The sequence below is a fragment of the Kitasatospora cystarginea genome (assembly GCF_039533515.1).
Taxonomy (GTDB): domain Bacteria; phylum Actinomycetota; class Actinomycetes; order Streptomycetales; family Streptomycetaceae; genus Kitasatospora; species Kitasatospora cystarginea.
The window spans coordinates 382975-408117 of sequence record NZ_BAAATR010000003.1 but is presented as its reverse complement, the minus strand read 5'-3'; the positions used below and the strand labels follow the sequence as shown (position 1 = coordinate 408117).

17 protein-coding genes and 1 pseudogene are annotated in these 25143 nt (G+C 72.8%); 17 read left to right on the top strand and 1 reads right to left on the bottom strand.

Annotated features, from left to right (window positions below):
* The first annotated feature begins 19 nt into the window (after positions 1-19).
* From ABD369_RS05705 to ABD369_RS05680, 6 genes and pseudogenes are all read left to right on the top strand, one after another.
* Positions 20-1195, top strand: coding sequence for a TadA family conjugal transfer-associated ATPase (locus tag ABD369_RS05705; protein ID WP_344635080.1), 1176 nt, complete (start codon positions 20-22; stop codon positions 1193-1195).
* A gap of 355 nt (positions 1196-1550) precedes the next feature.
* Positions 1551-2366, top strand: a complete 816-nt coding sequence (locus ABD369_RS05700) for a type II secretion system F family protein (protein WP_344635079.1) — start codon at positions 1551-1553, stop codon at positions 2364-2366.
* Positions 2367-2740: 374 nt separating this feature from the next.
* Positions 2741-3229: a type II secretion system F family protein gene (locus ABD369_RS05695; RefSeq protein ID WP_344635078.1), complete on the top strand. Its 489-nt coding sequence runs from the start codon at positions 2741-2743 to the stop codon at positions 3227-3229.
* Positions 3230-3378: 149 nt separating this feature from the next.
* On the top strand, positions 3379-3639 hold the full coding sequence (locus ABD369_RS05690) for a DUF4244 domain-containing protein (RefSeq protein WP_344635077.1): 261 nt from the start codon (positions 3379-3381) through the stop codon (positions 3637-3639).
* A gap of 91 nt (positions 3640-3730) precedes the next feature.
* Positions 3731-4075 (top strand): TadE family type IV pilus minor pilin, encoded by a 345-nt coding sequence (locus ABD369_RS05685; RefSeq protein WP_344635076.1) that lies wholly within the window; start codon positions 3731-3733, stop codon positions 4073-4075.
* Positions 4072-4710: pseudogene (locus ABD369_RS05680) on the top strand (Rv3654c family TadE-like protein); the annotation flags it as partial. The gene ABD369_RS05685 and the pseudogene ABD369_RS05680, both read left to right, overlap by 4 nt.
* Before the next feature lie 182 nt (positions 4711-4892).
* Here the strand turns inward: ABD369_RS05680 and ABD369_RS05675 are convergent.
* On the bottom strand, positions 4893-7238 hold the full coding sequence (locus tag ABD369_RS05675; protein ID WP_344635075.1) for a DEAD/DEAH box helicase: 2346 nt from the start codon (positions 7236-7238) through the stop codon (positions 4893-4895).
* Between the two features lie 217 nt (positions 7239-7455).
* On the opposite strand from ABD369_RS05675, the gene ABD369_RS05670 reads away from it, so the two are divergent.
* From ABD369_RS05670 to ABD369_RS05620, 11 genes are all read left to right on the top strand, one after another.
* Entirely contained in the window at positions 7456-7797 is a 342-nt protein-coding gene (locus ABD369_RS05670; RefSeq protein ID WP_045299370.1) for an STAS domain-containing protein, read from the top strand.
* A 130-nt stretch (positions 7798-7927) separates the two neighbouring features.
* Positions 7928-8347 (top strand): ATP-binding protein, encoded by a 420-nt coding sequence (locus tag ABD369_RS05665; RefSeq protein WP_344635074.1) that lies wholly within the window; start codon positions 7928-7930, stop codon positions 8345-8347.
* A gap of 554 nt (positions 8348-8901) precedes the next feature.
* Positions 8902-9702 carry a hypothetical protein gene (locus tag ABD369_RS05660; RefSeq protein ID WP_344635073.1) on the top strand — a complete coding sequence of 267 codons (801 nt, stop codon included), beginning with the start codon at positions 8902-8904 and terminating at the stop codon, positions 9700-9702.
* A 234-nt stretch (positions 9703-9936) separates the two neighbouring features.
* The gene (locus ABD369_RS05655; protein ID WP_344635072.1) at positions 9937-11469 is read left to right on the top strand and encodes a DUF7059 domain-containing protein; all 1533 of its coding nucleotides are present in this window, start codon (positions 9937-9939) and stop codon (positions 11467-11469) included.
* A 623-nt stretch (positions 11470-12092) separates the two neighbouring features.
* Positions 12093-12575, top strand: a complete 483-nt coding sequence (locus ABD369_RS05650; protein ID WP_344635071.1) for a DUF3592 domain-containing protein — start codon at positions 12093-12095, stop codon at positions 12573-12575.
* Positions 12576-13052: 477 nt separating this feature from the next.
* Entirely contained in the window at positions 13053-15884 is a 2832-nt protein-coding gene (gene topA / locus ABD369_RS05645) for a type I DNA topoisomerase (RefSeq protein WP_344635070.1), read from the top strand.
* 156 nt (positions 15885-16040) lie between these two features.
* Entirely contained in the window at positions 16041-19253 is a 3213-nt protein-coding gene (gene tmk / locus ABD369_RS05640; RefSeq protein WP_344635069.1) for a dTMP kinase, read from the top strand.
* 210 nt (positions 19254-19463) lie between these two features.
* Positions 19464-20666, top strand: a complete 1203-nt coding sequence (locus ABD369_RS05635; RefSeq protein ID WP_344635068.1) for an acyltransferase family protein — start codon at positions 19464-19466, stop codon at positions 20664-20666.
* Positions 20667-20711: 45 nt separating this feature from the next.
* Positions 20712-21923 carry a DNA polymerase III subunit delta' gene (locus tag ABD369_RS05630; RefSeq protein WP_344635067.1) on the top strand — a complete coding sequence of 404 codons (1212 nt, stop codon included), beginning with the start codon at positions 20712-20714 and terminating at the stop codon, positions 21921-21923.
* Between the two features lie 300 nt (positions 21924-22223).
* The gene (locus ABD369_RS05625) at positions 22224-23315 is read left to right on the top strand and encodes an alpha/beta hydrolase (RefSeq protein ID WP_344635066.1); all 1092 of its coding nucleotides are present in this window, start codon (positions 22224-22226) and stop codon (positions 23313-23315) included.
* Positions 23316-23528: 213 nt separating this feature from the next.
* Positions 23529-25088, top strand: a complete 1560-nt coding sequence (locus ABD369_RS05620; protein ID WP_344635065.1) for an alpha/beta hydrolase — start codon at positions 23529-23531, stop codon at positions 25086-25088.
* The last annotated feature ends 55 nt before the right edge of the window (positions 25089-25143 follow it).

Sequence of the window (25143 nt, the reverse complement as noted above, 5' to 3'; positions counted from 1 at the left end):
GCGGACCGATCCGCGAGCCGTGGCCTTGCTCGACGCCGTGCGGCTGCGGCTGGCCGAAGCCGGTGCACAGCCCACCGCGAGGTCGGTGGCGGCGGCAGTACGGGCCGCCAGGCCGCCGCTGGGCGGTGACGATGTCCTCGACGCGGTGCGGGTGCTCCGCTCGGAGCTGGTCGGCGCCGGGCCGCTCGACCAGCTGCTGGGTGAGCCGGATGTGACCGATGTCCTGGTGAACGGTCCCGACGAGGTGTGGATCGACCGGGGAGCCGGGCTGCAGCGGGTGTCCGGCATCCGGTTCCCCGACGCCGCCTCGGTGCGCCACCTGGCGCACCGGCTGGCGACTGCGGCCGGTCGACGTCTCGACGACGCCAGGCCATGGGTCGACGCCCGGCTGCCGAACGGGACACGCCTGCATGCCGTGCTGCCACCGATCGCCGCCGGGTGCACCCACATCTCGCTCCGGATCTCCCGTTCCCGGCCGTTCACCCTGACGGAGCTGGTATCCGGTGGCACGCTGCCCCAGGCCGGAGCGGACCTGCTCCTGGCGCTGCTGAACGCCAGGCTCTCGTTCCTGATCGCCGGTGGGACCGGCACGGGGAAGACCACCTTGCTCGCGGCCCTGCTGGGGCTGGTCGGGCCGGGGGAGCGGATCGTGCTGGCCGAGGACTCGGCCGAACTCCGGCCGGACCACCCCCATGTGGTGCGGCTCCAGGGCAGGCCTCCGAATCAGGAGGGGCTCGGTGAGCTGACCCTGCGGGATCTCGTCCGGCAGGCGCTGCGCATGCGGCCGGACCGCCTGGTGGTTGGTGAGGTCCGAGGGGCCGAGGTGGTCGACCTGCTGTCCGCGCTCAACACCGGTCACGAGGGCGGCTGCTGCACGGTTCATGCCAATACCGCGACCGATGTCCCGGCCAGGCTGGAGGCGCTCGGCTCGCTCGCCGGCCTGGACCGACTCTCCCTGCACAGCCAATTGCGCGCAGCCCTCGATGTGATCATCCACTTGGTGCGTGAGTCGCACACCGGGCTGCGCCGGGTCGCCGAGATCCACATGCTCACGGGCGACGAGCGAGGGCTCGCGACGACCACGTCGGCGGTCACGTTCACGGCCGACGGTACTTGTGAGCCGGGTCCCGGCTGGGACCGGCTGCGGCAGCGCTGTGCGGTCCGAGGGGTGGAGCTGCCGGGGAGCATCCGATGAACGTGCGGCAGATCGAGATCCTCTGGGCGCTGCTCCTGTGCGCCGCCGCGTTCGGTGCCTGGCGGCTGCTGCAGTCGGCCAGGAAGGGGTTGCAGTGATCAGCGGCCAGCTGTTCTGGGTGGTCGGAACGATCGGTGCGGTGGCCGGATTCCGGTCGACTCTGGGGCGCAGGACGCGAGCGGCCGAGCGGGTACGAGGTCTCTTCGGCAGGGCGGCAGGAGGTGGACGTCGCGACCTGGCACACGGCCTCCTGGCTAGGGCCCGGTCGGGCTGGCTTGGCCGACTGGCTCCGGAACTCCTCGTGCTGCCGGTCGGGTTGGCATTCGGACTGCACGTGAGGTCGCCAGTACCACTGGTGGTGGCGACTGTTGCCGTGGTGCCGCTGCGGCGGTGGCGGCACCGCCGTCGGTTGGCGGCGGAGGCGCGCACGCGGGCGACAGCGGTGATCGAGCTCTGCACCGGCCTGGCCGCCGAGTTGCGCGCGGGAGCGACGGCGGACCAGGCGCTGGGCTCGGTGATCGTCCGTACGTCCCTGTGGGCGGGGTTGGGAGCGGAGCCTGCCGCCCGGTTGGCCGCCGGCCGGTACGGCGCCGACATCCCCGCCGCACTCAGATTCGTGGCGGAGTTGCCCGGCGGGCAAGGCGCGGCGGCCGTCGCAGCCTGTTGGGAGGTGACCGCGGAGAGCGGAACCGGCCTGGCCGCGGGTCTGGACCAACTCGCCGACGCGTTGCGGGCCGAGCGGGCCTTGAACGAGGAGATCGCCGGAGAGCTGGCCGGGCCGCGGACGACCATCGTGGTACTCGGTGCACTGCCACTGATCGGGCTGCTGCTGGGTGCCGCGCTCGGCGCGAAGCCCATACAGGTCCTGCTGCACAGGCCGATCGGCCTGGGATGCCTTGTCATCGGGGCGCTGTTGGAGGCGGCCGGGCTGGCGTGGACGGCCCGGATCGTGCGGGCTGCTGAGGCCGCCGGGGGCTTGCCGGCCCGAGGGGGACCAGTGGGCCGCCCGGAGCCGCCTGCTCGCCGGCCGGTGGTGGAGCCGGACCCGGCGCGGGACGAAGCGGCGACTCGCGACGCGGGGGGTCGCCGAAGAGCAACGGACGTGCAGGGGTGCGCGATTGAGTGCGGGATCTCAAGGAGTCGGGCCGGCCGGGCGGAGGTGGGGTGGTGAGCGTGGGAGTTCCGGTGTTGTCGTTCGCCTTGTCGGTCGTGGTGATGGCGGCTGTCGGGGAGGTGGCCGGGGTGGGACGGCGCCGGGTCGCCCGGCGTCGGGCCGGCCGATGGATCGCCCGTGCCTCCGGTGCGGAGGCCGGCCTTCAAGGCCATCATGGCCTGGGGAAACGCCGATGGTCGGTGCATGGGCTCCACCGAGCAGGTCGAAGCTCGTCGACGCGGACTTGGCGAACCCGCGCGACCGAACTGGCGGGAGCCGAGTGGACGGCACCGGTCGTGGTGGGGGTCGGTGCGGCGGCTGTGGTCGGTGGCCCGGTCGGACTATCGGCCGGAGTCCTGCTTGCCCTCGCCGCGAAGCGGTGGCTGCCGCGGGTGCGCTCTCCGGCCGAGCGGCGGACCGCTCTGGAACAGGAGCAGTTGTCCCGGCAACTGCCATTGACCGCCGAACTGTTGGCCGCCTGTCTCGGTTCCTGCTCCTCGCCGGGCGAGGCTGCCGTGGCGGTGGCGGCGAGCGTGAGCGCGCCGATGAGCGACCGGCTGGCGGGGGTGGCGGCCGAGCTGTCGCTCGGAGCACCGCCGGAAGTCTGCTGGGAGAGGCTCGGCGCGGACTGTCCGACACTCGCCCCGCTGGCTCGGTGTCTGGTGCGGACGAGCACCAGCGGTTCGCCGCCGGCCGCACCCCTCATCGGACTGGCCCAGACCCAGCGGGAGGCCGTCCGCCGGGCCGCGCACGTCCGTGTCCGCCGGGCCGGGGTGCTTGCCACCGCTCCACTGGGCGTCTGCTTCCTGCCCGCATTCATCCTGATCGGGGTCGTTCCCGTGGTCATCGGGTTGACCTCGCTCTTCGCCAAACGAATCTGACTTGATGTCAGATTTCTTCGCCCTCGGACATCGTCGAGGACGAACTCACGGAACAGGTCCGGACACGTGGAACAAGCCCCGAGTGAGGGACCAAGCCCCAACTCGCGGAACCGCTGCGAACTCACGGAACAAGTCGAAGGAGATCTGCCATGACCGTTTCCATCGCGGTTGCGACCGGCCGACGGCACGTCCGCTCCATCCCGCCGGCCCGGAGGGTGCGGAGGTGGCTGTCCGCGCGGCTGAGGAGACTGCGCGGGGCGCGGAGCGACGCGGGAATGTCGACGGCCGAGTACGCCATCGGGACGGTCGCCGCGTGTGCGATCGCTGCGGCGCTCTACAAGTTGGTGACCAGTGGGGTGTTCACCGATGCGTTCACCGAACTGGTCAACCGGGCGTTCCATGTCATCTGACCCGCCCGGGCGGCGGGTTCTCCGACCGGGCGGACGGTGCGGCCGAACTCCGCGGGGGCACGACGGCAGGACGGCCGGGGACGGCGGGTTCGTGACAGCCGAGACCGCCGTCGCACTCCCGGCCCTGGTGTTCCTGGCGGCCGTGCTGATGTGGGGAGTTGTGGCGGCGGCTGCCCAGATCCGGTGCGTGGACGCCGCGCGGATCGGGGCGAGAGCGGCCGCACGCGGTGACGCGAACGCCACTGAGCTGGCACAAGCCGCGGCACCGGCCGGGGCTGCCGTCCAGGTCTCCCGGGACGGCGAGACGGTACGGGTGGCGATCGACGCGCCCTGCCCGGGGCCCGGGCGTCTCGCGGCGGCTCTCACGGTCCGGCTGGGGGCATCGGCGGTGGCGGCCCGCGAGGACATCATCGGTAAGGCGGAGGGCGGTGGATGATGGCGGTCCGAGCACTGGGCCCGTACGTTCCCCGCGATCCCCGTTCCTGCGGCTGGACCGGGTTCGGTGGGATCAGGTTCGGCCAGGCCGGTTTCGGCGGGCCCGGGTTCGCCGAGGTCGGGGCGGGCGGATCGCTCAGGTCGCCTCGGGTGGCCAGGTCGGCAGAACTGCTCAGGTCGGCTGACCCGGCCGGCCCGGTCGTTACGGAGCCGGCTCCGACAGGACCCCCGTCTACCGCACCGCGCCCACCAAGCTCCACCGAGCCGACCGCCGCCGCACCGTGCCCCGCCATGCCACTCGCCACCCCCGACGCCGGTTCGGCGACTGTCTGGCTGGTGACGCTGATGATGCTGGGCTGCGTGGTCTTCGCCGCCAGCCTGGTCGTCGGGTCGGTGGTGGCCGCGCGGCACCGCGCGGAGTCGGCGGCGGATCTCGCCGCTCTCGCTGCCGCCGATCGACTCCTGCTGGACCCGGACGGCGGCTGCGGCTGGGCCTCCCGGATCGCGGACGAGCACCGGGCGGCGCTGGTGTCCTGCTCGGTGGATCCGGGCGCGGATGCCGTCACGGTGACCGTCGAGGTCGAAGTGCCCCGCGGGGGGTTGCCGTTTCCGGTCGGTCCGGCTCAGGCCCGGGCCAGGGCCGGACCGGTCTGGTCCTGGGGAGCAGACGAGTCCGAGCCGCCACGGCCCACGGCCGATCCGGTGGCGGAGAGCTCGGCCGGTGGCGGCCCTGCGAAGGCCGGACCGCCGGGGGCGCTACACCTGCGCGTGACGCGCACGCCCCACCCGCCGGTGACAGGCGATGCGCCAGCGGCGGCTCAGCCGTCACCCCCGGCCGAGGCGCCCTGCCCCGGAGCCCCGGCGAGCAGGACATCCAGGAGTCTCACGGCTGCCGCCTTGTCGAGCGGGTCGTTGCCGTTCCCGCACTTGGGGGACTGCACGCACGACGGGCAACCCCGCTCGCACTCGCACGCCGCGATCGCGTCCCGGGTCGCCGTCAGCCACTGCCCCGCCCGTCGGAACCCCCGTTCGGCGAAGCCGGCGCCGCCGGAGTGCCCGTCGTACACGAACACCGTCGGCAGCTGGGTGTCGGGATGGAGCGGCACGGACACGCCGCCGATGTCCCAGCGGTCGCAGGTGGCGAAGAGCGGGAGCAGGCCGATGGAGGCGTGCTCCGCCGCGTGCGCGGCGCCCGGGAGCTGGTCGAACGGGATCTCCGCGTCGAACAGCTGGTCCTCCGTAACGGTCCACCAGACCGCTCGGGTGCGCAGTGTCCTGGGCGGCAGGTCAAGCTTGCTCTCGCCGAGGACCTCGCCGGTGGCGATGCGCTTCCGCAGGTACCCGACCACCTGGTTGACCACCTCGACCGAGCCGAAGCAGAGCCGCGCTTCACCCCACTCGACGGTGGTGTCGGTGCCGAGGATGGCGATGGAGGTGATGTCCCGAGCGGATGTCGTGTAGGGCGGGTCCGCCTGTTCGACCACGGCCACGGAGGTCTCCAGGTCGAGGTCCTGCACCAGGTACGTACGGCCCTGGTGCAGGTGGACCGCGCCGGTGTGCACGGTGGTGTGGGCGGCGGCCGCGTCCACGGTGCCGAGCAGCCGGCCGGTGCGTCCCTCGACGATCTGCACCGGGCTGCCGCCACTGCCGCGCAGGTCGACCGCGTCGGCGGCGCGCTCACGCCGGGTCCAGTACCAGGCCTTGGCACCGCGTCGGCGCAGCAGCCCGCGTTGCTCCAGCACCGGGAGCAACTGGGCGGTGGAGGGACCGAACAAGTCGAGGTCGCTCTCACCGAGCGGGAGTTCGGCCGCCGCCGCGCACAGGTGCGGGGCCAGGATGTGGGGGTTGTCGGGGTCGAGCACGGTGGCCTCGACGGGGTTGGCGAACAGGGCCTCCGGGTGGTGCACGAGGTAGGTGTCCAGCGGGTCGTCCCGGGCGATCAGCATGGCGAGTGCACCCTGGCCCTCTCGTCCCGCCCGCCCGGCCTGCTGCCAGAGCGAGGCCCTGGTGCCCGGGTAGCCGGCCATCAGGACGGCGTCCAGACCGGAGACGTCGACGCCGAGTTCGAGGGCGGAGGTGGAGGCGAGACCGAGCAGCCGCCCGGAGTACAGGTCGCGTTCCAGGGAGCGACGTTCCTCGGCGAGGTAGCCCCCGCGGTAGGCGGCGACGCGGGCGGCAAGGGGTGGGCCGAGCTGCTCCTGGGCTTGCAGGGCGACCAGCTCGGCGGCGCGGCGCGACCGGACGAACACCACCGTCCGGGTTCCGGCGCCGACCAGGTCGGTGAGCAGATAGCCGGCCTCGGCGGTGGCGGTACGGCGCACTGGCGCGCCGTGTTCGCCGACGTTCTCGGTGAGCGGCGGCTCCCACAGCGCGAAGACCAGCGGACCGCGCGGTGACGCATCCTCGGTCACCGCCACGGCCGGGAGGCCGGTGAGCCGCTCGGCGGTGGCCGCCGGATCGGCGGTGGTGGCCGATGCGAGCAGGAACACCGGCTCTGAGCCGTACTGGGCGCACAGCCGCCGCAACCGTCGCAACACCTGGGCGACGTGCGAGCCGAAGACACCGCGGTAGCTGTGGCACTCGTCGATCACGACGTACTTCAGCGTCTTGAGGAAGGAGGACCAGCGTGTGTGGCCGGGGAGGATACCCCGGTGCAGCATGTCCGGGTTGGTGAGCACGTACGAGGCGTACTGGCGGACCCACTCGCGTTCCTCGGGCGGCGTGTCGCCGTCGTAGAGGGCCGGGCGGACCCGGTCCGGGGCGAGTTCGGCGGCGCGTCTGCGCTGGTCGGCGGCCAGAGCCTTGGTCGGGGCCAGGTAGAGGGCGGTCGCACCGCGCCCGTTCGGGGCCTCGGTGCCGTCCAGCAGATCACTGAGGACCGGCGCCAGATAGCCGAGCGACTTGCCCGAGGCGGTCCCGGTGGCAATCACCACGCTTTGGCCGTTCTTGGCCAGATTCATCGCCTCGGCTTGGTGCGCCCAGGGCAGTTCGACGCCCAGGGTCCGGGCGGCGGCCACGATTTCCGGGCGGATGCCGTCCGGCCACGGCGAAAAGCATGCCTGACGGGCTGGCAACTGCTCCGTATGGGTGAGGCGGTCGGAACGGGACCGGCTACCGGCGAGGGCGGTCAACAGGGCTTCGGGCGCGCGATGGTGGGGCGGCATGAGGACCCAGTGTGTCACCGGCGTGACGGAGAATCGCTCCAAGCCATCGTGCGGGCATGGTCACAGGTGGTTGAATGAAGCCGTGACGGCCGCATGGCCGAGGGTCGCAACGCCGGGGTTCCATTTGCCGTGGCGGTGTGCCCGCTCTGCGGCCAAGCGATGGCGGCCGACCGGCCGAGGTTGCAATGACGTAGCAAGGCAAGGTGCTGGAGGTTCCGTGGACCTGTCCCTGTCGACCCACACGATCGGCGACCGCACGGTTGTCGAGGTCGGTGGCGAGATCGATGTGTACACCGCCCCCAAGCTGCGCGAGCAGCTGGTCGAGCTCGTCAACGACGGTAACTACCACCTGATCGTCGACATGGAGGGCGTTGACTTCCTCGACTCGACCGGTCTGGGCGTCCTTGTCGGCGGCCTGAAGCGGGTCCGGGCACACGAGGGTTCGCTGCGTCTGGTGTGCAACCAGGAGCGCATCCTCAAGATCTTCCGGATCACCGGCCTGACCAAGGTCTTCCCGATCCACAACTCGGTCGAGGAAGCGGTCTCCGCGACCGACTGATCCACCTTCGACACGCCGATGTGAGCAGACCGGCGGGGCGACCGTGCCTCGCCGGCTGTGCGGGACCGGGAACGGACCCGGTGCCGCAATGAGCGGTGAGGTGTTGGGGAGCTACCCCGGAGGGGGAGAGATGGCAACCGTCGAACTTCGATTCAGTCCGCTTCCCGAGCACGTGCGCACGGCCCGGCTGGTGGCCGCGGCTGTGGCGAGACGTGCCGGTGTCGATGAGTCGGTGCTCGACGAGGTGCGACTCGCGGTCGGCGAGGCCTGCTCGCGCGCGGTCGGGCTGCACCGCCGTGGCGGCGTCGACGGAGCGGTACGGGTCGCTCTGATTGACCAGGAGAAGCGTTTCTTCATCGAGGTGGAGGATGAGGCCGGTCCAGCCGGAATGCCCGCCTCCGATCGAGACGCGGGGGCCGATGCCGACGAGGACGCACTCGGCCTCGCGGTGATCACCGGCCTGGTCGAGGACGTCGAGGTGACCAGCGGCGCCGACGGCGGCCTGATCCGGATGAGCTGGCCGATGCCCGACCCGGCGACCGACGACTGAGCCCTGCGGTTCCCGATCCCGATCTGCCCAGCTCCCGGTCGCCCCGATTTCGGCTGCCCGTGTCGCTCTGCCCGGGCTCACGCTCACACGGGTTCACGCTGTTTGGCTCCCGCCTGCCCGGGTTCACTCTGCCTGTTCCTGCCTGCCCGGGTGCGTGGCGTCCGGATGCACCCCGTGGGCGGCCGGGCAGGCGCCGGCAACTCTGTGGTCGACACACCGAGGAGGCCGGCGCCCGGCAGGTCGTAGAGCCCGGCACGCTTGCGTTCCGGACCGGCGGCGACGGCCCGGTGCGGCCCTACGAGCCCACGCCGACCTCGCGCGGCGACGAGTGCCGGCTGGCTGGTGCCTGCAAGATCCTTGGTGTGTCGGACCCGGAGTGTCGGCCGGTGACCGTAGGTACTGCGTACCGTCCGGAGTGCGGACCCGATCCGGGTCGGGTGGGCCTGACCGGCACCCGTTGTCCCAGCCGTCTGCCCTTGCCGAACTGTCCTCTAGGGCCGTGGGGGGCCGGGCGCCTGCGGGCCGAACGCGTGGCCGTGTAGGTTCGCAGGTCGATGACCGACACCGAAAGGGCCTTCCCGGTGAAGAAGCGACTGCTGACCGTATCCGCGCTCGGTGCGCTGCTGGCGTTCGGCGCCGTCGGGTGCGGTGGCGACGACAACAGCGCCTCGCTCAACAACTGGGCGAAGAACGTCTGCGATGGCGCGCAGGGCCCGATCGGGAAGTCCAGCGACGCCCTCGCCGACACCGGCAGGGTCAAGCAGGGTGAGGCCCCGGTGGACCTCCAGAAGCGACTGTCGACCGATCTCGCGGTGCTCGCGACCGCCAACCAGCAGCTGGCCGACGCGATTAACAAGGCAGGCGCGCCGAAGGTGAGCGACGGCGCGAAGCTGCAGCAGGGGGCCGTGGACGAGCTCAAGCAGGCCACCCAGGGCTACCTCGACGTCCAGAAGAAGCTGAACGTGCTGGACAACGCCGACCAGGCGCGGTTCGCGGACGGCCTCAGGAGCATCGGCGACCAGATCCAGCGGCTGGCCCAGCAGTCCACCTCCGCGCTGAAGAACGTCCAGAGCGGCGACCTCGGGGTGGCGATCAGCAAGCAGCCGGGTTGCAAGGCGAAGCCCGGTGCGGGAGCGGCGAGCGGAGGGCCGTCGGGCGGGGCGGCCGGTGCGCCCACCGGTGCCGTGACCGGTGCCCCAGGCGCCGGTTCCTCGGACCACGGCGGATCGCGGAGCGGCTCCCCGGAGGCCTCCCCGACCGACTCCCCGTCGGTCGCCGCGTCCAGTGCGGCTCCCACGGACGGCGCTGCGGACACGGCCGCCGCGTCGCCGTCGGCCTCCTCGTCCGGCAACTGAGCGGGCTGGCGGGTAACCCGATCCAGCAGCCTGACAGCAGTCGCATCAGTCGTCCGGCGGCCTACCGGTCAGGTAGCCGTCCGGGGCGGCGCCGACGGTCCGGCGGCTGAGCAGTTCGCCAGCCGGGCATCCGGCGACCGGCTGTTCCGGGCACACCGGCTGCCCCGGGAACGGTGCCGCGACGGCAGCGGTGCCGCGCGGTCGGGGTGGTGAGGGACGGGGGACAATGGGCCGGTGACCAGTAGCCCCGTTCTTGACCTCGGCCGCCTCGCGAAGCTCCGTGAGGCGCTGCTCGCCGCCTCGTACACCGCCGACGGCTGCCTCGACCTGCTCGGGCCGGCCGGCTACGCGGCACTGGCCCGCAGCGAGGCGGTGCCCGCGCTGCGTGCGACCCGTGGCGGGAGCCCATTGGAGACGCTGGTGCGGCTCTTCCTGCTCCAGCGGCCGGTCCCGTACGCAGCGGCGGCTGCGGCCCTGCCGGTCGAGGACTGCCTGACGGACGGCTGGCTGATCCGCGACGGCGAGACCGTGCGGGCCACCGTGGACGTTCGCCCGTACGCGAACGAGGTCGCGGGGCTGCCGAGCGCGGATGCCTGGGTGGTGTCCGACCTCGGGTGCGCGGTCGGTGGCGCGGGCGGCATCGGTTCGGGAGAGACCGCACACGGAGTGGCCCGTAAGGACCTGGTGCTCGGTGTCGGCGGCGCGTCCACCACGCTGGCGAACCTCGCCGTACGGCGGCCGGTGCGGGAGGCGCTGGACCTCGGCTCGGGCTCCGGGGTGCAGGCGCTGCACGCCGCCCGGCACGCCCAGCGGGTCACCGCCACCGACCTCAACCCCCGCGCGCTGCACTTCACTCGACTGACCCTGGCCCTCTCCGGGTTCGAGAACGTCGAGGTGGCCGAGGGTAGCCTGTTCGAGCCGGTGGGCGACCGGAAGTTCGACCTGATCGTCTCCAATCCGCCGTTCGTGATCTCGCCCGGCAGCCGCTTCGTCTACCGCGACGGCGGGATGGCCGGGGATGACCTCTGCCGCAGTCTGGTCCGGGGCGCGGCCGCGCACCTGGAGCCGGGCGGGTACTGCCATCTGCTGGCCAACTGGCAGCACGTCAAGGGCGAGGACTGGCACGACCGCCTGGCGGGCTGGGTGGCGGGTACCGGGCTGGACGCCTGGGTGGTGCAGCGAGAGGTCCAGGACATCGCCCAGTACGCCGAGCTGTGGCTGCGGGACGGCGGCGACCACCGTGGTTCCGGCTCCGACTACCAGACCCGCTACGAGGAGTGGCTGGAGACCTTCGAGGCCGCGGGCGTCGAGGGCATCGGCTTCGGCTGGATCACCCTGCGGGCCGGCGGTGCGGCCCGGCCCGCCGTACGGATCGAGGAGTGGCCGCACCCGGTGGAGCAGCCGCTCGGCCCGCACATCGAGAGCTGGTTCGCGCGCCAGGACTTCCTGCGGACGCACGATGACGCGGCCCTGCTCGCAGCGCGCTACCTGCTGGCCGACGAGGTGGTCCAGGAGCAGGTCGGCGCGCCCGGGGCGGAGGACCCGGAGCACGTGATCCTCCGTCACAACCGCGGTATGCGGCGGGCGACCAAGGTGGACACGGTCGGCGCGAGCTTCGTCGGGGTGTGCGACGGAACGCTCACGGCTGGCGAGATCATCGACGCGATCGCGCACCTGCTCGGTGAGGACCGGGTGGTGCTGCGCGACCGGACGCCCGAGTCGCTGCGCCTGCTGACCGAGCAGGGTTTCATCAACCCGGTGATCTGAGGCGGCACTTGGCCGCAGGGGCGTCCCTGTGGCCAAGTCCGGGCCCATGGTGGGTCCAGTCGGAGGCCGGCCCGGTCTGGCTTGGTCCGGTTGCGGCTGGTGAAGGCGCACGCGGCGGGTGATCGAGCCGGACCCTCCGGCCGTGGTCCGGCGCCCTCTACCGGCGCAGTTGCCACGGGAACTACTTCCTGATCAAGGTCGACTCCGGTGGCCAGATCGTCGCCGCCGAGCTCGGCGGGGAGGCGGAGGGGGAGGACGCCCCTGCCCCGGTGGCCGGACGTGATTCGCAAGCGACAGGGAGGGACAGAGAGAGTCAGCACGGCACCGGCCAGGCAGGCTGTATTGAGTGCCGGTCGGCGAACGAACATGACCGCGTCCCCCCGAAGTTCCCCTGTTCTCCGGAAGCGTTTCCCGGAAGCGCCGAGCGGTCGCCCGGCGCCGTGCTTCGGTAGTGCGGTCCGTGCGGTCCTCGTGCGCGTGGCAGTTCACCCGCCCGTCCCCCCGGTGTTCTCCACCGTACTTCGAACGTCAGCCCCGGGTTGTCCCCGAGCTGCCACGCTCCCGTGCACCGGCTCAAGTGGTCGGGCGGACACCAGTGGTGCACAGCGCGGAGGGAGACGTACATGGAGACGCAGACGGCGACCGCGGCAGGGTCCGTCCTCATCCTGTTCGGCGGCGCGCTGCTCGTCTGGTGCGCTCTCGAACTGCGGCTCCGCCACCGGTTGCGCCGCCACGGCGTCCCGGCCACGGCCAGGGTCGTGGTGGACGGCGATCCGTACGGGGAACTCTACGGCGACCCGTACGGCGAACTCGACACCGCCCCGCTGCTCTCGTACTCCACCCTGCCGACCGTCGGAGCGGCGGGTGCGGGCGAGGCCGAGTCGGTGCTCTCCCGGCCGCGCGGGCACACCAGGCTGCGGCGTCCGGCCGGGTTGCTGCCCGGGGCGGTCGTCCAGGTCGCGTACGACGCCCGTCGTCCGAGCCGCGTGGTCCTCGCCGCCTCCGAGACCAGCCCCTGCCTGCCCAGTGACGTCTTCTGGGTGCTGCTCGGCACGAGCGCGCTCGCGGTCGGCCTGAGTCTGATCGCGAGCGCGCTCCAGAGCTGAGGATGCGGCGGCCGCCGGACCGGGGCCGCTGGAACCCCGGGTCACCGATGGTCTCCGCAGGGTCACGCGAAGTCCCGGAAAGCCCAGCGGGTTTCGGCGAGAAGTAGATCCCTGACCACGACTTCAGCCAGCCGCACCACGGCTCAGGACCCGGCCCGCTGCCGCTCAAGCCCCGGCTGATCGCGGTTCCGCAGACGGGCCGCTCGCCGACGGCCGAAACCGGCCGGTGGCAGGCCCTCGCCACCCCTCCGCGCGGCACGACCGCGCATCGTCGGGTTACCGTTCGAGTGGCGTGGGTCGACCTTGCCGGTGAAAAAGCGGGAACCGTCCGTTTGACAAGGGTGGCCAGGGTACGGTCACACTCCGCTGGTGGGGCCGTCGCGCAGCGGCAGCTCCGGACGGCGATGGTCAGGCGGGACGTCTTCCTTCGCCGGTGCGCCGCCCAGCACAGGAAACGACCGGGAGAGAAGAGCGAAGGTGTCCCCGAGCAGCGAGACCGCGCACGGCAAGCGACTCGTCATTGTCGAGTCGCCGGCCAAGGCGAAGACGATCAAGGGCTACCTCGGCCCCGGCTACGTCGTCGAGGCCAGCGTCGGGCACATCCGCGACCTGCCCGGCACTGCCGCCGAGGTCCCGGACAAGTACACCGGCGAGGTGCGCCGCCTCGGGGTCGACGTCGACCACGACTTCGCCCCTATCTACGTGGTCAACGCGGACAAGAAGTCGCAGGTCACCAAGCTCAAGGGCCTGCTCGCGGAGTCCGACGAGCTCTACCTCGCCACCGATGAGGACCGCGAGGGCGAGGCCATCGCGTGGCACCTCCAGCAGGTCCTGAAGCCCAAGGTGCCGGTCAAGCGGATGGTCTTCCACGAGATCACCAAGACCGCCATCCAGGAGGCCGTCGCCAACCCGCGCGAGCTCAACCAGCGCCTGGTGGACGCCCAGGAGACCCGGCGCATCCTCGACCGCCTCTACGGCTACGAGGTCTCGCCGGTGCTCTGGAAGAAGGTCATGCCGAAGCTCTCGGCCGGCCGGGTGCAGTCGGTCGCCACCCGTCTGGTGGTCGAGCGCGAGCGTGAGCGGATCGCCTTCACCAGCGCCTCCTACTGGGACTTGACCGGTGTCTTCGGCACCGGCCGCACTCCGGCCGACGCCGCGAACCCGGAGACCTTCGGCGCCCGGCTGGCCGCCGTTGACGGCAAGCGGATCGCCAGCGGCCGCGACTTCGGCCCGGACGGCCGGCTCAAGACGGTCAACACCCTGCACCTGGACGAGACGGCCGCCCGCGCGCTGGCCGCCGCCCTGCAGCAGACCGCGTTCTCGGTCCGCAGCGTCGAGTCCAAGCCCTACCGCCGCTCGCCGTACGCGCCGTTCCGCACCACCACGCTCCAGCAGGAGGCCAGCCGCAAGCTGGGCTTCGGCGCCAAGCGGACCATGCAGGTGGCCCAGAAGCTGTACGAGAACGGCTTCATCACCTACATGCGTACCGACTCCACCACGCTCTCCGACACCGCGATCACCGCGGCCCGGGCCCAGGTCACCCAGCTGTACGGCGCCGACTACCTGCCGGATGCGCCGCGCACCTACGCCTCCAAGGTGAAGAACGCCCAGGAGGCGCACGAGGCGATCCGCCCCTCCGGTGACCGCTTCCGTACGCCCGCGGAGACCGGCCTGTCCGGTGACGACTTCCGGCTCTACGAGCTGATCTGGATGCGGACCGTCGCCTCCCAGATGAAGGACGCGGTCGGCCAGTCGGTCACCGTCAAGGTCGGCGGCCGGGCAGCGGACGGCCGGGACGTCGAGTTCTCCGCCTCCGGCAAGATCATTACCTTCCACGGCTTCCTGAAGGCCTACGTCGAGGGCGCCGACGACCCGAACGCCGAGCTGGACGACCGTGAGCGCCGGCTGCCGCAGGTGGCCGAGGGCGACCCGCTGGCCGCCGAGCAGCTCACCCCAGAGGGCCACGCCACCAAGCCGCCGGCCCGCTACACCGAGGCCTCGCTGGTCAAGGAGCTGGAGGACCGCGAGATCGGCCGTCCCTCCACCTACGCCTCGATCATCGACACGATCATCCAGCGCAAGTACGTCTTCAAGAAGGGCACGGCGCTCGTCCCGTCCTTCCTCTCCTTCGCCGTGGTCGCCCTGCTGGAGAAGCACTTCGGCCGACTGGTCGACTACGGCTTCACCGCCAAGATGGAGGACGACCTCGACCGGATCGCCCGGGGCGAGGCGCAGTCCGTGCCGTGGCTGAAGCGCTTCTACTTCGGCGAGGGCGAGGGCGCCGGCGGTGCCGCCGAGGCCGGGAACGGCGACGGCGACCACCTGGGCGGCCTCAAGGAGCTGGTCACCGACCTCGGCGCGATCGACGCCCGGGAGATCAGCTCCTTCCCGGTCGGCGACGACATCGTCCTGCGGGTCGGCCGCTACGGGCCGTACGTCGAGAAGGCCGGGAGGACCGCGGACGAGCCCGGCCAGCGCGCCGACGTCCCCGACGACCTGCCGCCGGACGAGCTGACCGTCGAGCTCGCCGAGGAGCTGCTGGCCAAGCCCAGCGGCGACTTCGAGCTGGGCGTCGACCCGGTCAGCGGCAACATGCTGGTCGCCAAGGACGGCCGCTACGGCCCGTACGTCACCGAGATCCTGCCCGAGGGCACGCCCAAGACCGGCAAGAACGCGGTCAAGCCGCGCACCGCCTCGCTGTTCAAGACGATGTCGCTGGACACCGTCACCCTGGAGGACGCGCTCCGGCTGCTCTCGCTGCCCCGGGTGGTCGGCACCGACCCCGAGGGCAACGAGATCACCGCGCAGAACGGCCGCTACGGCCCGTACCTCAAGCGCGGCACCGACTCGCGCTCGCTCACCAGCGAGGACCAGCTCTTCACCATCACCCTTGACGAGGCGCTGGCGATCTACGCCCAGCCCAAGCAGCGCGGCCGGGCCGCCGCCGCTCCGCCGCTCAAGGAGCTCGGGACCGACCCGGTGAGCGAGCGTCCGGTGGTGGTCAAGGACGGCCGCTTCGGTCCGTACGTCACCGATGGCGAGACCAACGCCACGCTCCGCAAGGACGACTCGGTCGAGACCATCACGCCCGAGCGCGGCTACGAGCTGCTCGCCGAGAAGCGGGCACGCGGTCCGGTGAAGAAGGCCGCCAAGAAGGCTCCGGCCAAGAAGACGGCCGCGAAGAAGACCGCGGCCAAGACCACGGCGGCCAAGAAGACCGCCGCCAAGAAGACCACCACGGCGGCGGCGAAGAAGACCGCGGCCAAGAAGACGGTGGCCAGGAAGGCCGCAGCGCCCGAGGAGGGCTGAGCGATCCGCGCGGCGGGCCCGGCGTTCCGGTGACGGGACGCATGGGTCCGCCGTCCGGTCGGTGGGCGGGGTCGCACACGTCACAACCCTGTCATGAGGGCCTGTCGGGGCTCGTTCCCGGGCTTCGCCGCAGGGCCCGCCCGCTACCCTGACCGTATGACGAGCGAGGAGCAGCCCACCAGCACGAGCGCCGCCCGACCAAAACTCCCCGAGGCGGCCCCGGCCGGGACTCCCGGAGAGCGGGCCCGCGCGCTGCTGCGGTTGCGCCCCTACCGCCGGCTCTGGACGGCGCAGCTCGTCGGCGGTACCGGCGACCGGCTGGGCCTGCTGGTGCTGCTCGCGCTGACCTGGGCGGCGGCGATCCTCGGCGGTCAGTTCGGGCACGGCTACCGGGCGCAGGCGCTCGCGGTGGCGGCCGTGCTCGGCGTCCGGGTGTTCGCCACCCTGCTGTTCGGGGCGGTGCTGCTCGGCCCGGTACACGGCCTGGTGGCCGGGAAGCTCGACCGCCGCTGGGTGCTCTTCGGAGCCGACGCGCTGCGTGCGGTGCTGATCGGCGTCGCGCCGTGGTGGCTCGGCTGGAGCCCCGGCTCGGCCACCTACCTGCTGCTCGGCACGGTCTTCCTGACCGGCGCCGCGGAGCGGGTCTGGTCCGTCGCCAAGACGGCCGCGGTGCCGTCGCTGCTGCCGCCCGCCGATGCCGGCGCCGCACCGTCCGAGCAGCGGCCGTCCGTGGCGAGCCTGGACGCCGTACGCACCCTGGACATGCGCACCGGCTGGGCGACCGTTCCGCTCGCGGCCATCGCGCTGGTGGCCTTCACTCTGGTCAACAACGTCTTCGCAGCGCTCGGTTCGCACTGGCTGCGGACCCACCAGTTCACTGCGGCCGGGGTCGGCGCGGCCCTGCTGCTGGCCGGCTCCGCCGCGCTGATCTTCCTGCAGGAACTGCCCGGCGGTACGGCGGCCGCGCCGCGCTCCCCACTCCAGGGCCTGCGCGCCCCCACCGACGCCACTCCCGGGCCGACGCTGCGCAAGGGCCGCACCGGCTCCGCCCCCTACTTCACCTTCTCGGTCGCCGCGGCCTATGCCTCGATGGCTGGCGTCGCCGCGCTCGGACTGCTCACCGCCATCGGCCACCGGGCCGGCCCGATCGGGTTCGGCTTGCTGGTGCTCGCCGCGGCCGGTGCTCCCGCGCTCGGCGTACGGATCACCCGGGCGACCCTGCCCTCGCTCTCCCGGCGCCGCCTGCTCGCGCTCGCTCTGCTCATCGAGGGCGTGGCGCTGATCCTGGCCGGTCTGGTGCTGGACTTCGTCCTGGTGCTGATGCTCACCGTGCTGGCCGGACTGGCCGCCGGAGTCGTGATCGCCACCGGCCGGACCCTGCTCGCCCAGGAGGTCGAGGAGATCCGGCTGCCCAAGGTCACCGAGCACCTGTACGCGGTGCTGCGGGCCGTGGTGGGCGGTGCGCTGATCGTCGTCCCGCTGATCGCCGCCGGCTACGGCGAGGTCGAGTACGGCCGGGTCGGGCCCGGCGGCTTCACCTTCATCCACGACGGGGCCGCGCTGGCGATCGCCACCGCCGGGCTGCTGACCATGGTGCTGGCCGCGGTGGTGCTGCTGAAGACCGACGACCAGCGTGGCAGCGTCCCGCTCGGGCGCGAGCTGCTGGAGTCGTTGCGCGGCGGTGCGGCGCTGGCGCCGCACCGGATCAGCGGCACCGGCTTCTTCATCGCGTTGGAGGGCGGCGACGGCGCCGGCAAGTCCACCCAGGCCAACGCGCTGGCGGAGTGGATCCGCAGCAAGGGCCACGAGGTGGTGCTCACCCGTGAGCCCGGTGGCAGCCCGATCGGTCAGCGGCTGCGCTCGCTCGTCCTGGACGTCGGCAACACCGGCCTGTCGCACCGCGCCGAGGCCCTGATCTACGCGGCCGACCGGGCCGAGCACGTCGAGAACGTCATCCGGCCCGCGCTGGAGCGGGGCGCGGTGGTGATCACCGACCGCTACATGGACTCCTCCATCGCCTACCAGGGCGCGGGCCGCGACCTGGCCGCCACCGAGGTCGCCCGGATCTCCCGCTGGGCCACCGGCGGTCTGGTGCCCGACCTGACGGTGGTGCTGGACGTCGACCCGGGCAAGGCCAGGGAGCGCTTCACCGAGGCGCTGGACCGCCTCGAGTCCGAGCCGACCGAGTTCCACGCCCGGGTCCGGGCCGGGTTCCTCGCCCTGGCCGCTGCCGATCCGGCGCGCTACCTAGTGGTGGACGGCAGCCAGCAGCCCGCCTTCGTGACCACCGCGATCCGCCACCGGCTCGACCGGGAGCTGCCGCTGTCCGCCCAGGAGCGGGCGGCCCAGGCCGAGCAGGAGCGCCTCGCCCGCGAGGAGGCCGCCCGGCGTGCCGCCGAGGAGGCCCGCAGGAAGGCCGAGGAGGAGGCCGCCGAGCGCAAGCGCCAGGAACTGCTGGAGCAGCTGCGGGCCGAGCAGGCCGAGCAGGAGCGCCTGGCGCGCGAGGAGGCCGAGCGGGTCGCTGCCGAGGAGGCGAAGAAGGCGGCCGAGGAGGCCAGGCGCAAGGCGGAGGCCGAGGCGAAGCGGCGCGCCGAGGAGGAGGCCGCAAGGCAGGCCGAGCTCGAGGCCGAGCTCGAGGCCAAGCGGAAGGCGGAGGAGGCCGAGCGGGAGCGGCTGGCCGCGGAGGCGGCGGCGCAGGCGGAGCTCCAGCGGCAGCGCGAGCTGCAGCGGGCCGAGCAGCGGCGCCGGGCGGAGGAGGCTCTGCAGCGGGCCGAGGCGGCCCGGCTGGCGGAGGAGGCTGCGGCCGCGAAGGCCGCGAAGGCCGCCGAGGGTCCGGCTGCGGCCTCGACCGTGGAGCTGCCGAAGGTCGGCGGCACCGAGGAGGTCACCCGGGAGATCTCCGAGCCGGAGCGCCGGGCCGCGGTCCGGGCGGCGGAGGCACTGGACGCTGATCCGGCGGAGGAGACCACGGTGCTGCCGACGGTCGGGGCGGCAGAGGAGACCACGGTGCTGCCGACGGTCGGGGCGGCGGAGGAGACCGCCGTACTGCCGCGGGTGGAGCCGACGCCGCGGTCCGGCACCGCCGGCGGCGGAGCGCGGACGTCCTGGGGCAGGAGCAGCGGCTCGCGCACCGAGTCCGGTCCGGCCGAGGACCGGGTGCCGCAGGGGCTGTGGCGCGCCGAGCAGCCGTCCGAGGCGGAGACCGCCGCGGAGGCGACCAGGGAGCTGCCCTCGGTCGAGCCGGAGGGCGGTCCCAGCCTGACCGACACCCTGCTGGGCTCCCGCGAGGAGTGGGAGCACAGTGACCGGCAGGGCGAGGGCCAGGACGGCCGCGGCAAGGGCCGCAAGTGGCGCGGAGGCCGGGAGTAGGTCCCGCCCGGGGCGGCCGGATCCGGGTGTCCGATCACCCGGTTCCCCGCTCCCGCGCCTGATGCCCCTCGTTGATCCGGAGACCCGATCGAGACCGCGCACCGCCCGGGTCGGTCGTGCGCCAACGACCGCGGGGCGGGACGGGACGCCGGATTCTGAGAGACTGCTACGCCTGCCCCGTTCCGTCCGGCGTCTAGGAAGTCATCACACGTGAGAGCCACCGACCCTGCCCCGAAGACGCCACCGCGCGGTGGGCGGCTCGCCGCGCTGGACGGTCTGCGGTTCGTCGCCGCGCTGATGGTGGTGACGTACCACTACGTGGCGTACGGCTCGGACTGGGGCCGGCCGCGCGCCGAGGTGTTCCCGGTGCTGCACCTGCCCGCCTCCTACGGCTGGCTGGGCGTGCAGCTGTTCTTCCTGATCAGTGGCTTCGTGATCTGCCTGAGCGGCTGGGGCCGGTCGGTCTCCGACTTCTTCACCTCGCGGGTGATCCGGCTCTTCCCGGCCTACTGGCTGGCGGTGCTGGTGACCACGGTTGCGCTGGTGCTGATCCCGGGCGGTTCGCCGCGTTCCTGGCAGGACGTGCTCACCAACCTGACCATGTTCGAGCACCCGTTCGGGGCACCGTACGTGGACGCCGTGTACTGGAGCCTGTGGGTGGAGGCCAGGTTCTACCTGATCTTCGCGCTGGTGGTCTGGCGCGGACTGACCTACCGCCGGGTGCTGACCTTCTGCATGGTCTGGTCGGCCGCCGGGGTGCTCACGTACGCCCTGTCGAACGAGGCCTGGCTGCAGGTACTGGTGATGCCGGAGCACTGCTGGTTCTTCATCGGCGGGATGGCGTTCTACCTGATGCGGCGGTTCGGCCCGGACCTGCTGCTGTGGCTACTGGTCGGCTTCAGCTACCTGGCCGGGCTGCGGACGGTGCAGCCCACCTTCCAGTTCGTGCAGAAGAACACCGACTACCACCTGCCCGGACCCGCCGTGGCGGTGGTGCTCGCGGCGTGCTACCTGCTGATGGCCGGGGTGGCGCTGGGCTGGTTCGACCGGATCGACTGGCGCTGGCTCACCACCGCCGGGGCCGTCACCTACCCGCTCTACCTGTTGCACGAGTACATCGGGTGGGCGGTGATCGATCAGCTCCGGTTCCGGGTGAACCCGTGGCTGCTCGCCGGCGGGCTGCTGGTGGTGATGATCGCGGCCTCCTGGCTGGTGCACCGCTTCGTCGAGCGGCCGGTATCCCGCTGGATGAAGCGGCACCTGCGGAACTCGTTCGCCCGGGTCCGGGCTGCCGACGAGCCGGCCGTCGACGAGGGGGCGGTGGCGGCCGGGACCGCGGCGGGGCCGGGCGGTCACCAGCCGCTGCCGGAGCAGCAGGCCGCGGCGGAGCCGGTTGTCGGCCTACGGCGTTAGGCTCGACCGGAAGCGAGGAGTACCGGTGGTCGGCGGGAGCGCGGCGTGAGTGTGTGGGACGACCTGGTCGGCCAGGATCGGGTGGTCGAGCAGCTGAAGGCGGCCGCCCAGGCCGCCCGGGCCACGGTGGCCGCAGGCCGTACGGCTGCGCCGGAGACCGGTGGGAACGCCTCGCTGATGACGCACGCCTGGCTGTTCACCGGTCCGCCCGGGGCCGGGCAGACCACCGCCGCGCGGGCCTTCGCCGCCGCGCTGCAGTGCACCAGCCCCGATCTGGAGCTCGGCGGGGTGCCCGGTTGCGGGTTCTGCGAGGGCTGCCACACCGTGCTCTCCGGCAGCCATGCCGATGTGAAGTTCGTCCGCACCGACGGTCTGTCGATCGGTGTCGGCGACATGCGCGACCTGGTGCTGCGCGCCTCCAGCTACCCGACCGGCGGCCGCTGGTCGGTGATCCTGGTGGACGCCGCCCACCGGCTCACCGAAGCGGCGGCGAACGCGCTGCTCAAGGGCGTCGAGGAGCCTTCCCCCCGGACGGTATGGCTGCTGTGCGCACCGTCCGTGCAAGACGTGCTGCCCACCATCCGCTCCCGCTGTCGGCTGCTGGTGCTGCGTACCCCCGCGGCCGAGGCGGTCGCCGACATGCTGGTCCAGCGGGACGGCGTCGACCCGGAGACGGCCCGGCTGGCGGCGCTTGCCGGACAGGGCGACGTGGAGCGCTCGCGCCGGCTGGCGGTGGACGAGCAGGCCCGCGCCCGCCGTCTGGACGTGCTGCGCATCCCGCTGGAGGTCGCCGACATCGGCGGATGTCTGGCCGCTGCCCAGCGGCTGGTGGACACCGCCAAAGCCGACGCCGAGGCCCTTGCCGAGAGCCAGGACGCCAAGGAGACCGACGACCTCAGGGCTGCCTACGGCGCCACGGAGGGGAGCCGGGCGCCGCGCGGAATGGCGGGTGCGGTCAAGGAGCTGGAGAAGCGCCAGAAGAGCCGGGCGACCCGGACCAGGCGCGAGACGCTGGGGGTCGCGCTGCTCGACCTGCTCGGGTTCTACCGGGATGTGCTCGCCCTTCAGCTCGGGGCGACGGGTGCGCTCGCCAATGACGACCAGCGGGCCGCACTCGCCAAGGTTGCGGCCGCGGGCGCCCCGGAGAACACCTTGCGCCGGATCGAGGCGGTGCTCGCCTGCCGGGAGGCGCTGGACCGGAACGTGGACCCGCTGCTGGCGGTCGAGGCCATGACGGTGGCCCTGCGGGCCGGCTGAGCCCGCTCGGCCGGCTTGCGGGCCCGACCAGGGCAACGGCTTCCGGGCATCGCGCGGGCCCGCGCGCCGGGCGGTGCGGCCTGTTCGAGCCGTGGGTGCCCCGGGGCCCCTCGCCCTATCGGGTTGTTCACGGGACGGTGTGCGACTCGCTCGTTCGAGTGAACACCGGGGTGCGGCAGGAAAGCCTCGCGGGCCGGGAACCCGGTCGTCTTGCACCCTGTGGACCGAGTACGCCGCGGTGGTCCGCGCCGCTGATGGCCAGACCCGGGCGGTGTCGGTTCCTCCGAGGTGGTGCGTCCCATGCCCCGTTCGCTCCTCGCCGTTTCCGTGCTGCCGGTGGCCGTCGTCGGGATCTGGCTGCTCCGCTCCGCCCTGCTCCGCTGGCGTGACCTCCGGGTGGCCCAGACGTACGAGCTGGCGGCCGAGCAGCGGCCGCTGCTGCTGCGGGTCGGCGGCGCGATGGTCTGCGGGATGTGCGCCACCGCGCTGGTCGTGGCGGTGGTGATGGGCGGGTACGGCGGACGGGACGCGCAGGAGACCGCCTCCGTCGATCGGAGCGTGCAGCCTCAGCCCGTTCCGCCCGCCCCGCCGTCCCAGGTGGCGCCCTCCCGGGAGCCGCAGCCGGTGGTCACCAGGTTCCAGGAGGTCGGGCAGCCAGCCGGGGGACAGCTGCTGGAGGGTGCGGTGGCAGGCCCGGACGGTCATCCACGTACCGTGCGGGTCTGGCTGCCGGCGGAGTACAAGGAGGACCCCAAGGCCCGCTTCCCGGTGATCGTGCTGCACGCGGGCGGCGCCGGGACGACCGCCGACGCCGAACTCCCGGACGTCTTCGACGGGGTCGCCTCGGCGGTGAAGCTGGGCCGGTCCCAGCCGTTCGTGGTGCTCGCCCCCCAGCCGCCGCCCGGCCCGGCAGGCCCGTGCGAACCGGTGGCCGCCGCCCCGCAGGCGGTGGCCGACGACGCCGCGCTGCGGACCGCCGTAGCCGCCGCGTTCCGCACCCTTCCGGCCGACCCGGGGAACTGGGGCGCCCTCGGTATCGAGGCCGGGGCGCCGTGTGCGGCCGTCGCCGGGCTGGCCCGACCCGACCTGTACGGCGCGGCCGCCGCAGTCTCCGGCCGCTACGACCCGGCAGCCTTCGCCCGGGCCGGCGCCGACGCGTCCGGCACGGTCACCGCCAGACTGCTGCTCGCGGCCGCCAGGGCCGACACCGCCGGACTGGACTCCGCCCGCAAGCTCCAGGCCGTGCTGCACGGAGGCCGGGGCCGGGCCGCGCAGGCCGAGGTGAGGATCTCCGACATCGTCCAGGATTACTCCCCGGAGCGGGTGCGGCTGCGGCTGGTTCGGATCGCGGTGCAGTACCTGGCGGAGAGCCTGGCCAAGCCGGCGCAGTGACCCGGGGGCGACGGAGTACCTGCTCATCCGCTCCGGGAGGAGGCGAAGCCGGGGCGGCGGGGCCGGGTGCCGCCGGATGGGCTGTTCCCCGCCCGGCCGTCGTCGGTTGCCGGGCGCGATCGGTACGTCCGGCTACGCTCTGCACAGCCGGGTGATCAGCGACTCGGCCACCCGAGCGACCTCGCGGTCGGTGTCCGATGGGAGAGAGCCTCCATGCGAGCTGTCCGGTCGACCCGCGTCCTGTCCGCCATGGCGGCCGCCGCCGCGCTGCTGCTGGCGGGCTGCAGCTCGGGCGGCGGGGCATCGGACTCCAGTGTCCGCGGCGCCCAGCAGGGCCGGCCCGCGACCGCGCTCGAACCGCTCCCCGCCGCGATCCCGGCCAACCTGTCCGCGTACTACGCACAGAAGCTCAGCTGGCAGGCCTGCGACCAGGGATTCGAGTGCGCCACCTTCAAGGTGCCGCTCGACTACGCGAACCCGGCCGGCGGCGACCTGACCCTGAGCGCAGTCCGCAAGCCGGCCGGCGGCGCGGCGCAGGGGTCGCTGCTGGTCAACCCGGGTGGTCCCGGCGGGTCGGCGATCGACTACCTGGAAGGCTCGATCGACAGCTTCGACCCCGGCCTGCGCGCCGCCTACCACCTGGTCGGCCTCGACCCGCGCGGTGTCGGCCGCAGCTCTCCGGTGGCCTGTCTGAGCGGCCCGCAGATGGACGCGTACACCGCGACCGACATGACCCCCGACAACCTTGGCGAGATCAACGCCCTGGTCGCCGCCGACAAGAACTACGCCGCCGCCTGCGAGATGCAGTCCGGCAGTTTCCTCGGGCACGTCAGCACCGCGGAGTCGGCCCGGGACATGGACGTGCTGCGCGCGCTGGTCGGCGACAGCAGGCTGAACTTCCTCGGCAAGTCGTACGGCACCTTCCTCGGCGCCACCTACGCCGGGCTCTTCCCCAGCCGGGTCGGCCGGATGGTGCTGGACGGGGCGATCGACCCGTCGCTCGACTCGCTGGCAGGCAACCAGACCCAGGCCGGGGGCTTCGAGGTCGCCTGGGCCGACTTCGCCAAGGACTGCGTCACACACCAGGACTGCCCGCTGGGCCGGACCGAGCAGCAGGCCGGGCAGGGGATCGACGCCCTGCTCAAGCAGATCCACGACCAGCCGCTGAACACCGACTCCGGCCGCAAGCTCACCGAGTCGCTGGCAACCGCCGGAGTCATCGAGGCGATGTACGCCGACTACCTCTGGCCCTCGCTGCGCTCCGCGCTGACCAGTGCCAAGGCGGGCGACGGCAGTGCGCTGCTCAAGCTCGCCGACGCCTACTACGAGCGGTCGCCGGACGGCAGCTACGCCAACCTGATGTTCGCCAACACCGCCATCAACTGCCTCGACCTGCCCGCACCCTTCAGCAGCCCGGAGGACGTCGAGCGGGCGATGCCCGCCTTCCAGAAGGCATCCCCGCACTTCGGCCGCGACATGGCCTGGATGGCGCTCAGCTGCGCGTACTGGCCGTACAAGGCCACCGGAACGCCGCACACCATCCGGGCAGCCGGGGCGCCCCCGATCGTGGTGGTGGGCACCACCCGCGACCCCGCGACCCCGTACGTCTGGGCGCAGGCCCTGGCGGGCCAGCTGGAGTCGAGCCGGCTGCTGACCTACGACGGCGACGGCCACACCGCCTACCAGCGGCACAACGCCTGCATCGACAACGCCGTCAACGCCTACCTGCTCGCGGGGACCGCCCCGAACCCGGGGACCCGCTGCGCCAAGTAGCCACCGTGGCAGCCGCTCGGGACGCGGATACGATGGCCCGTCCCCCACCCCTCGT

Coding starts and splice junctions, on each gene's coding strand:
- ABD369_RS05625 (WP_344635066.1), top strand. CDS start 22,224: ATGCCCCGTTCGCTCCTCGCCGTTTCCGTGCTGCCGGTGGCCGTCGTC.
- ABD369_RS05660 (WP_344635073.1), top strand. CDS start 8,902: ATGACCGACACCGAAAGGGCCTTCCCGGTGAAGAAGCGACTGCTGACC.
- ABD369_RS05650 (WP_344635071.1), top strand. CDS start 12,093: ATGGAGACGCAGACGGCGACCGCGGCAGGGTCCGTCCTCATCCTGTTC.
- ABD369_RS05665 (WP_344635074.1), top strand. CDS start 7,928: ATGGCAACCGTCGAACTTCGATTCAGTCCGCTTCCCGAGCACGTGCGC.
- ABD369_RS05675 (WP_344635075.1), bottom strand. CDS start 7,238: ATGCCGCCCCACCATCGCGCGCCCGAAGCCCTGTTGACCGCCCTCGCC.
- tmk (WP_344635069.1), top strand. CDS start 16,041: ATGACGAGCGAGGAGCAGCCCACCAGCACGAGCGCCGCCCGACCAAAA.
- ABD369_RS05690 (WP_344635077.1), top strand. CDS start 3,379: ATGACCGTTTCCATCGCGGTTGCGACCGGCCGACGGCACGTCCGCTCC.
- ABD369_RS05620 (WP_344635065.1), top strand. CDS start 23,529: ATGCGAGCTGTCCGGTCGACCCGCGTCCTGTCCGCCATGGCGGCCGCC.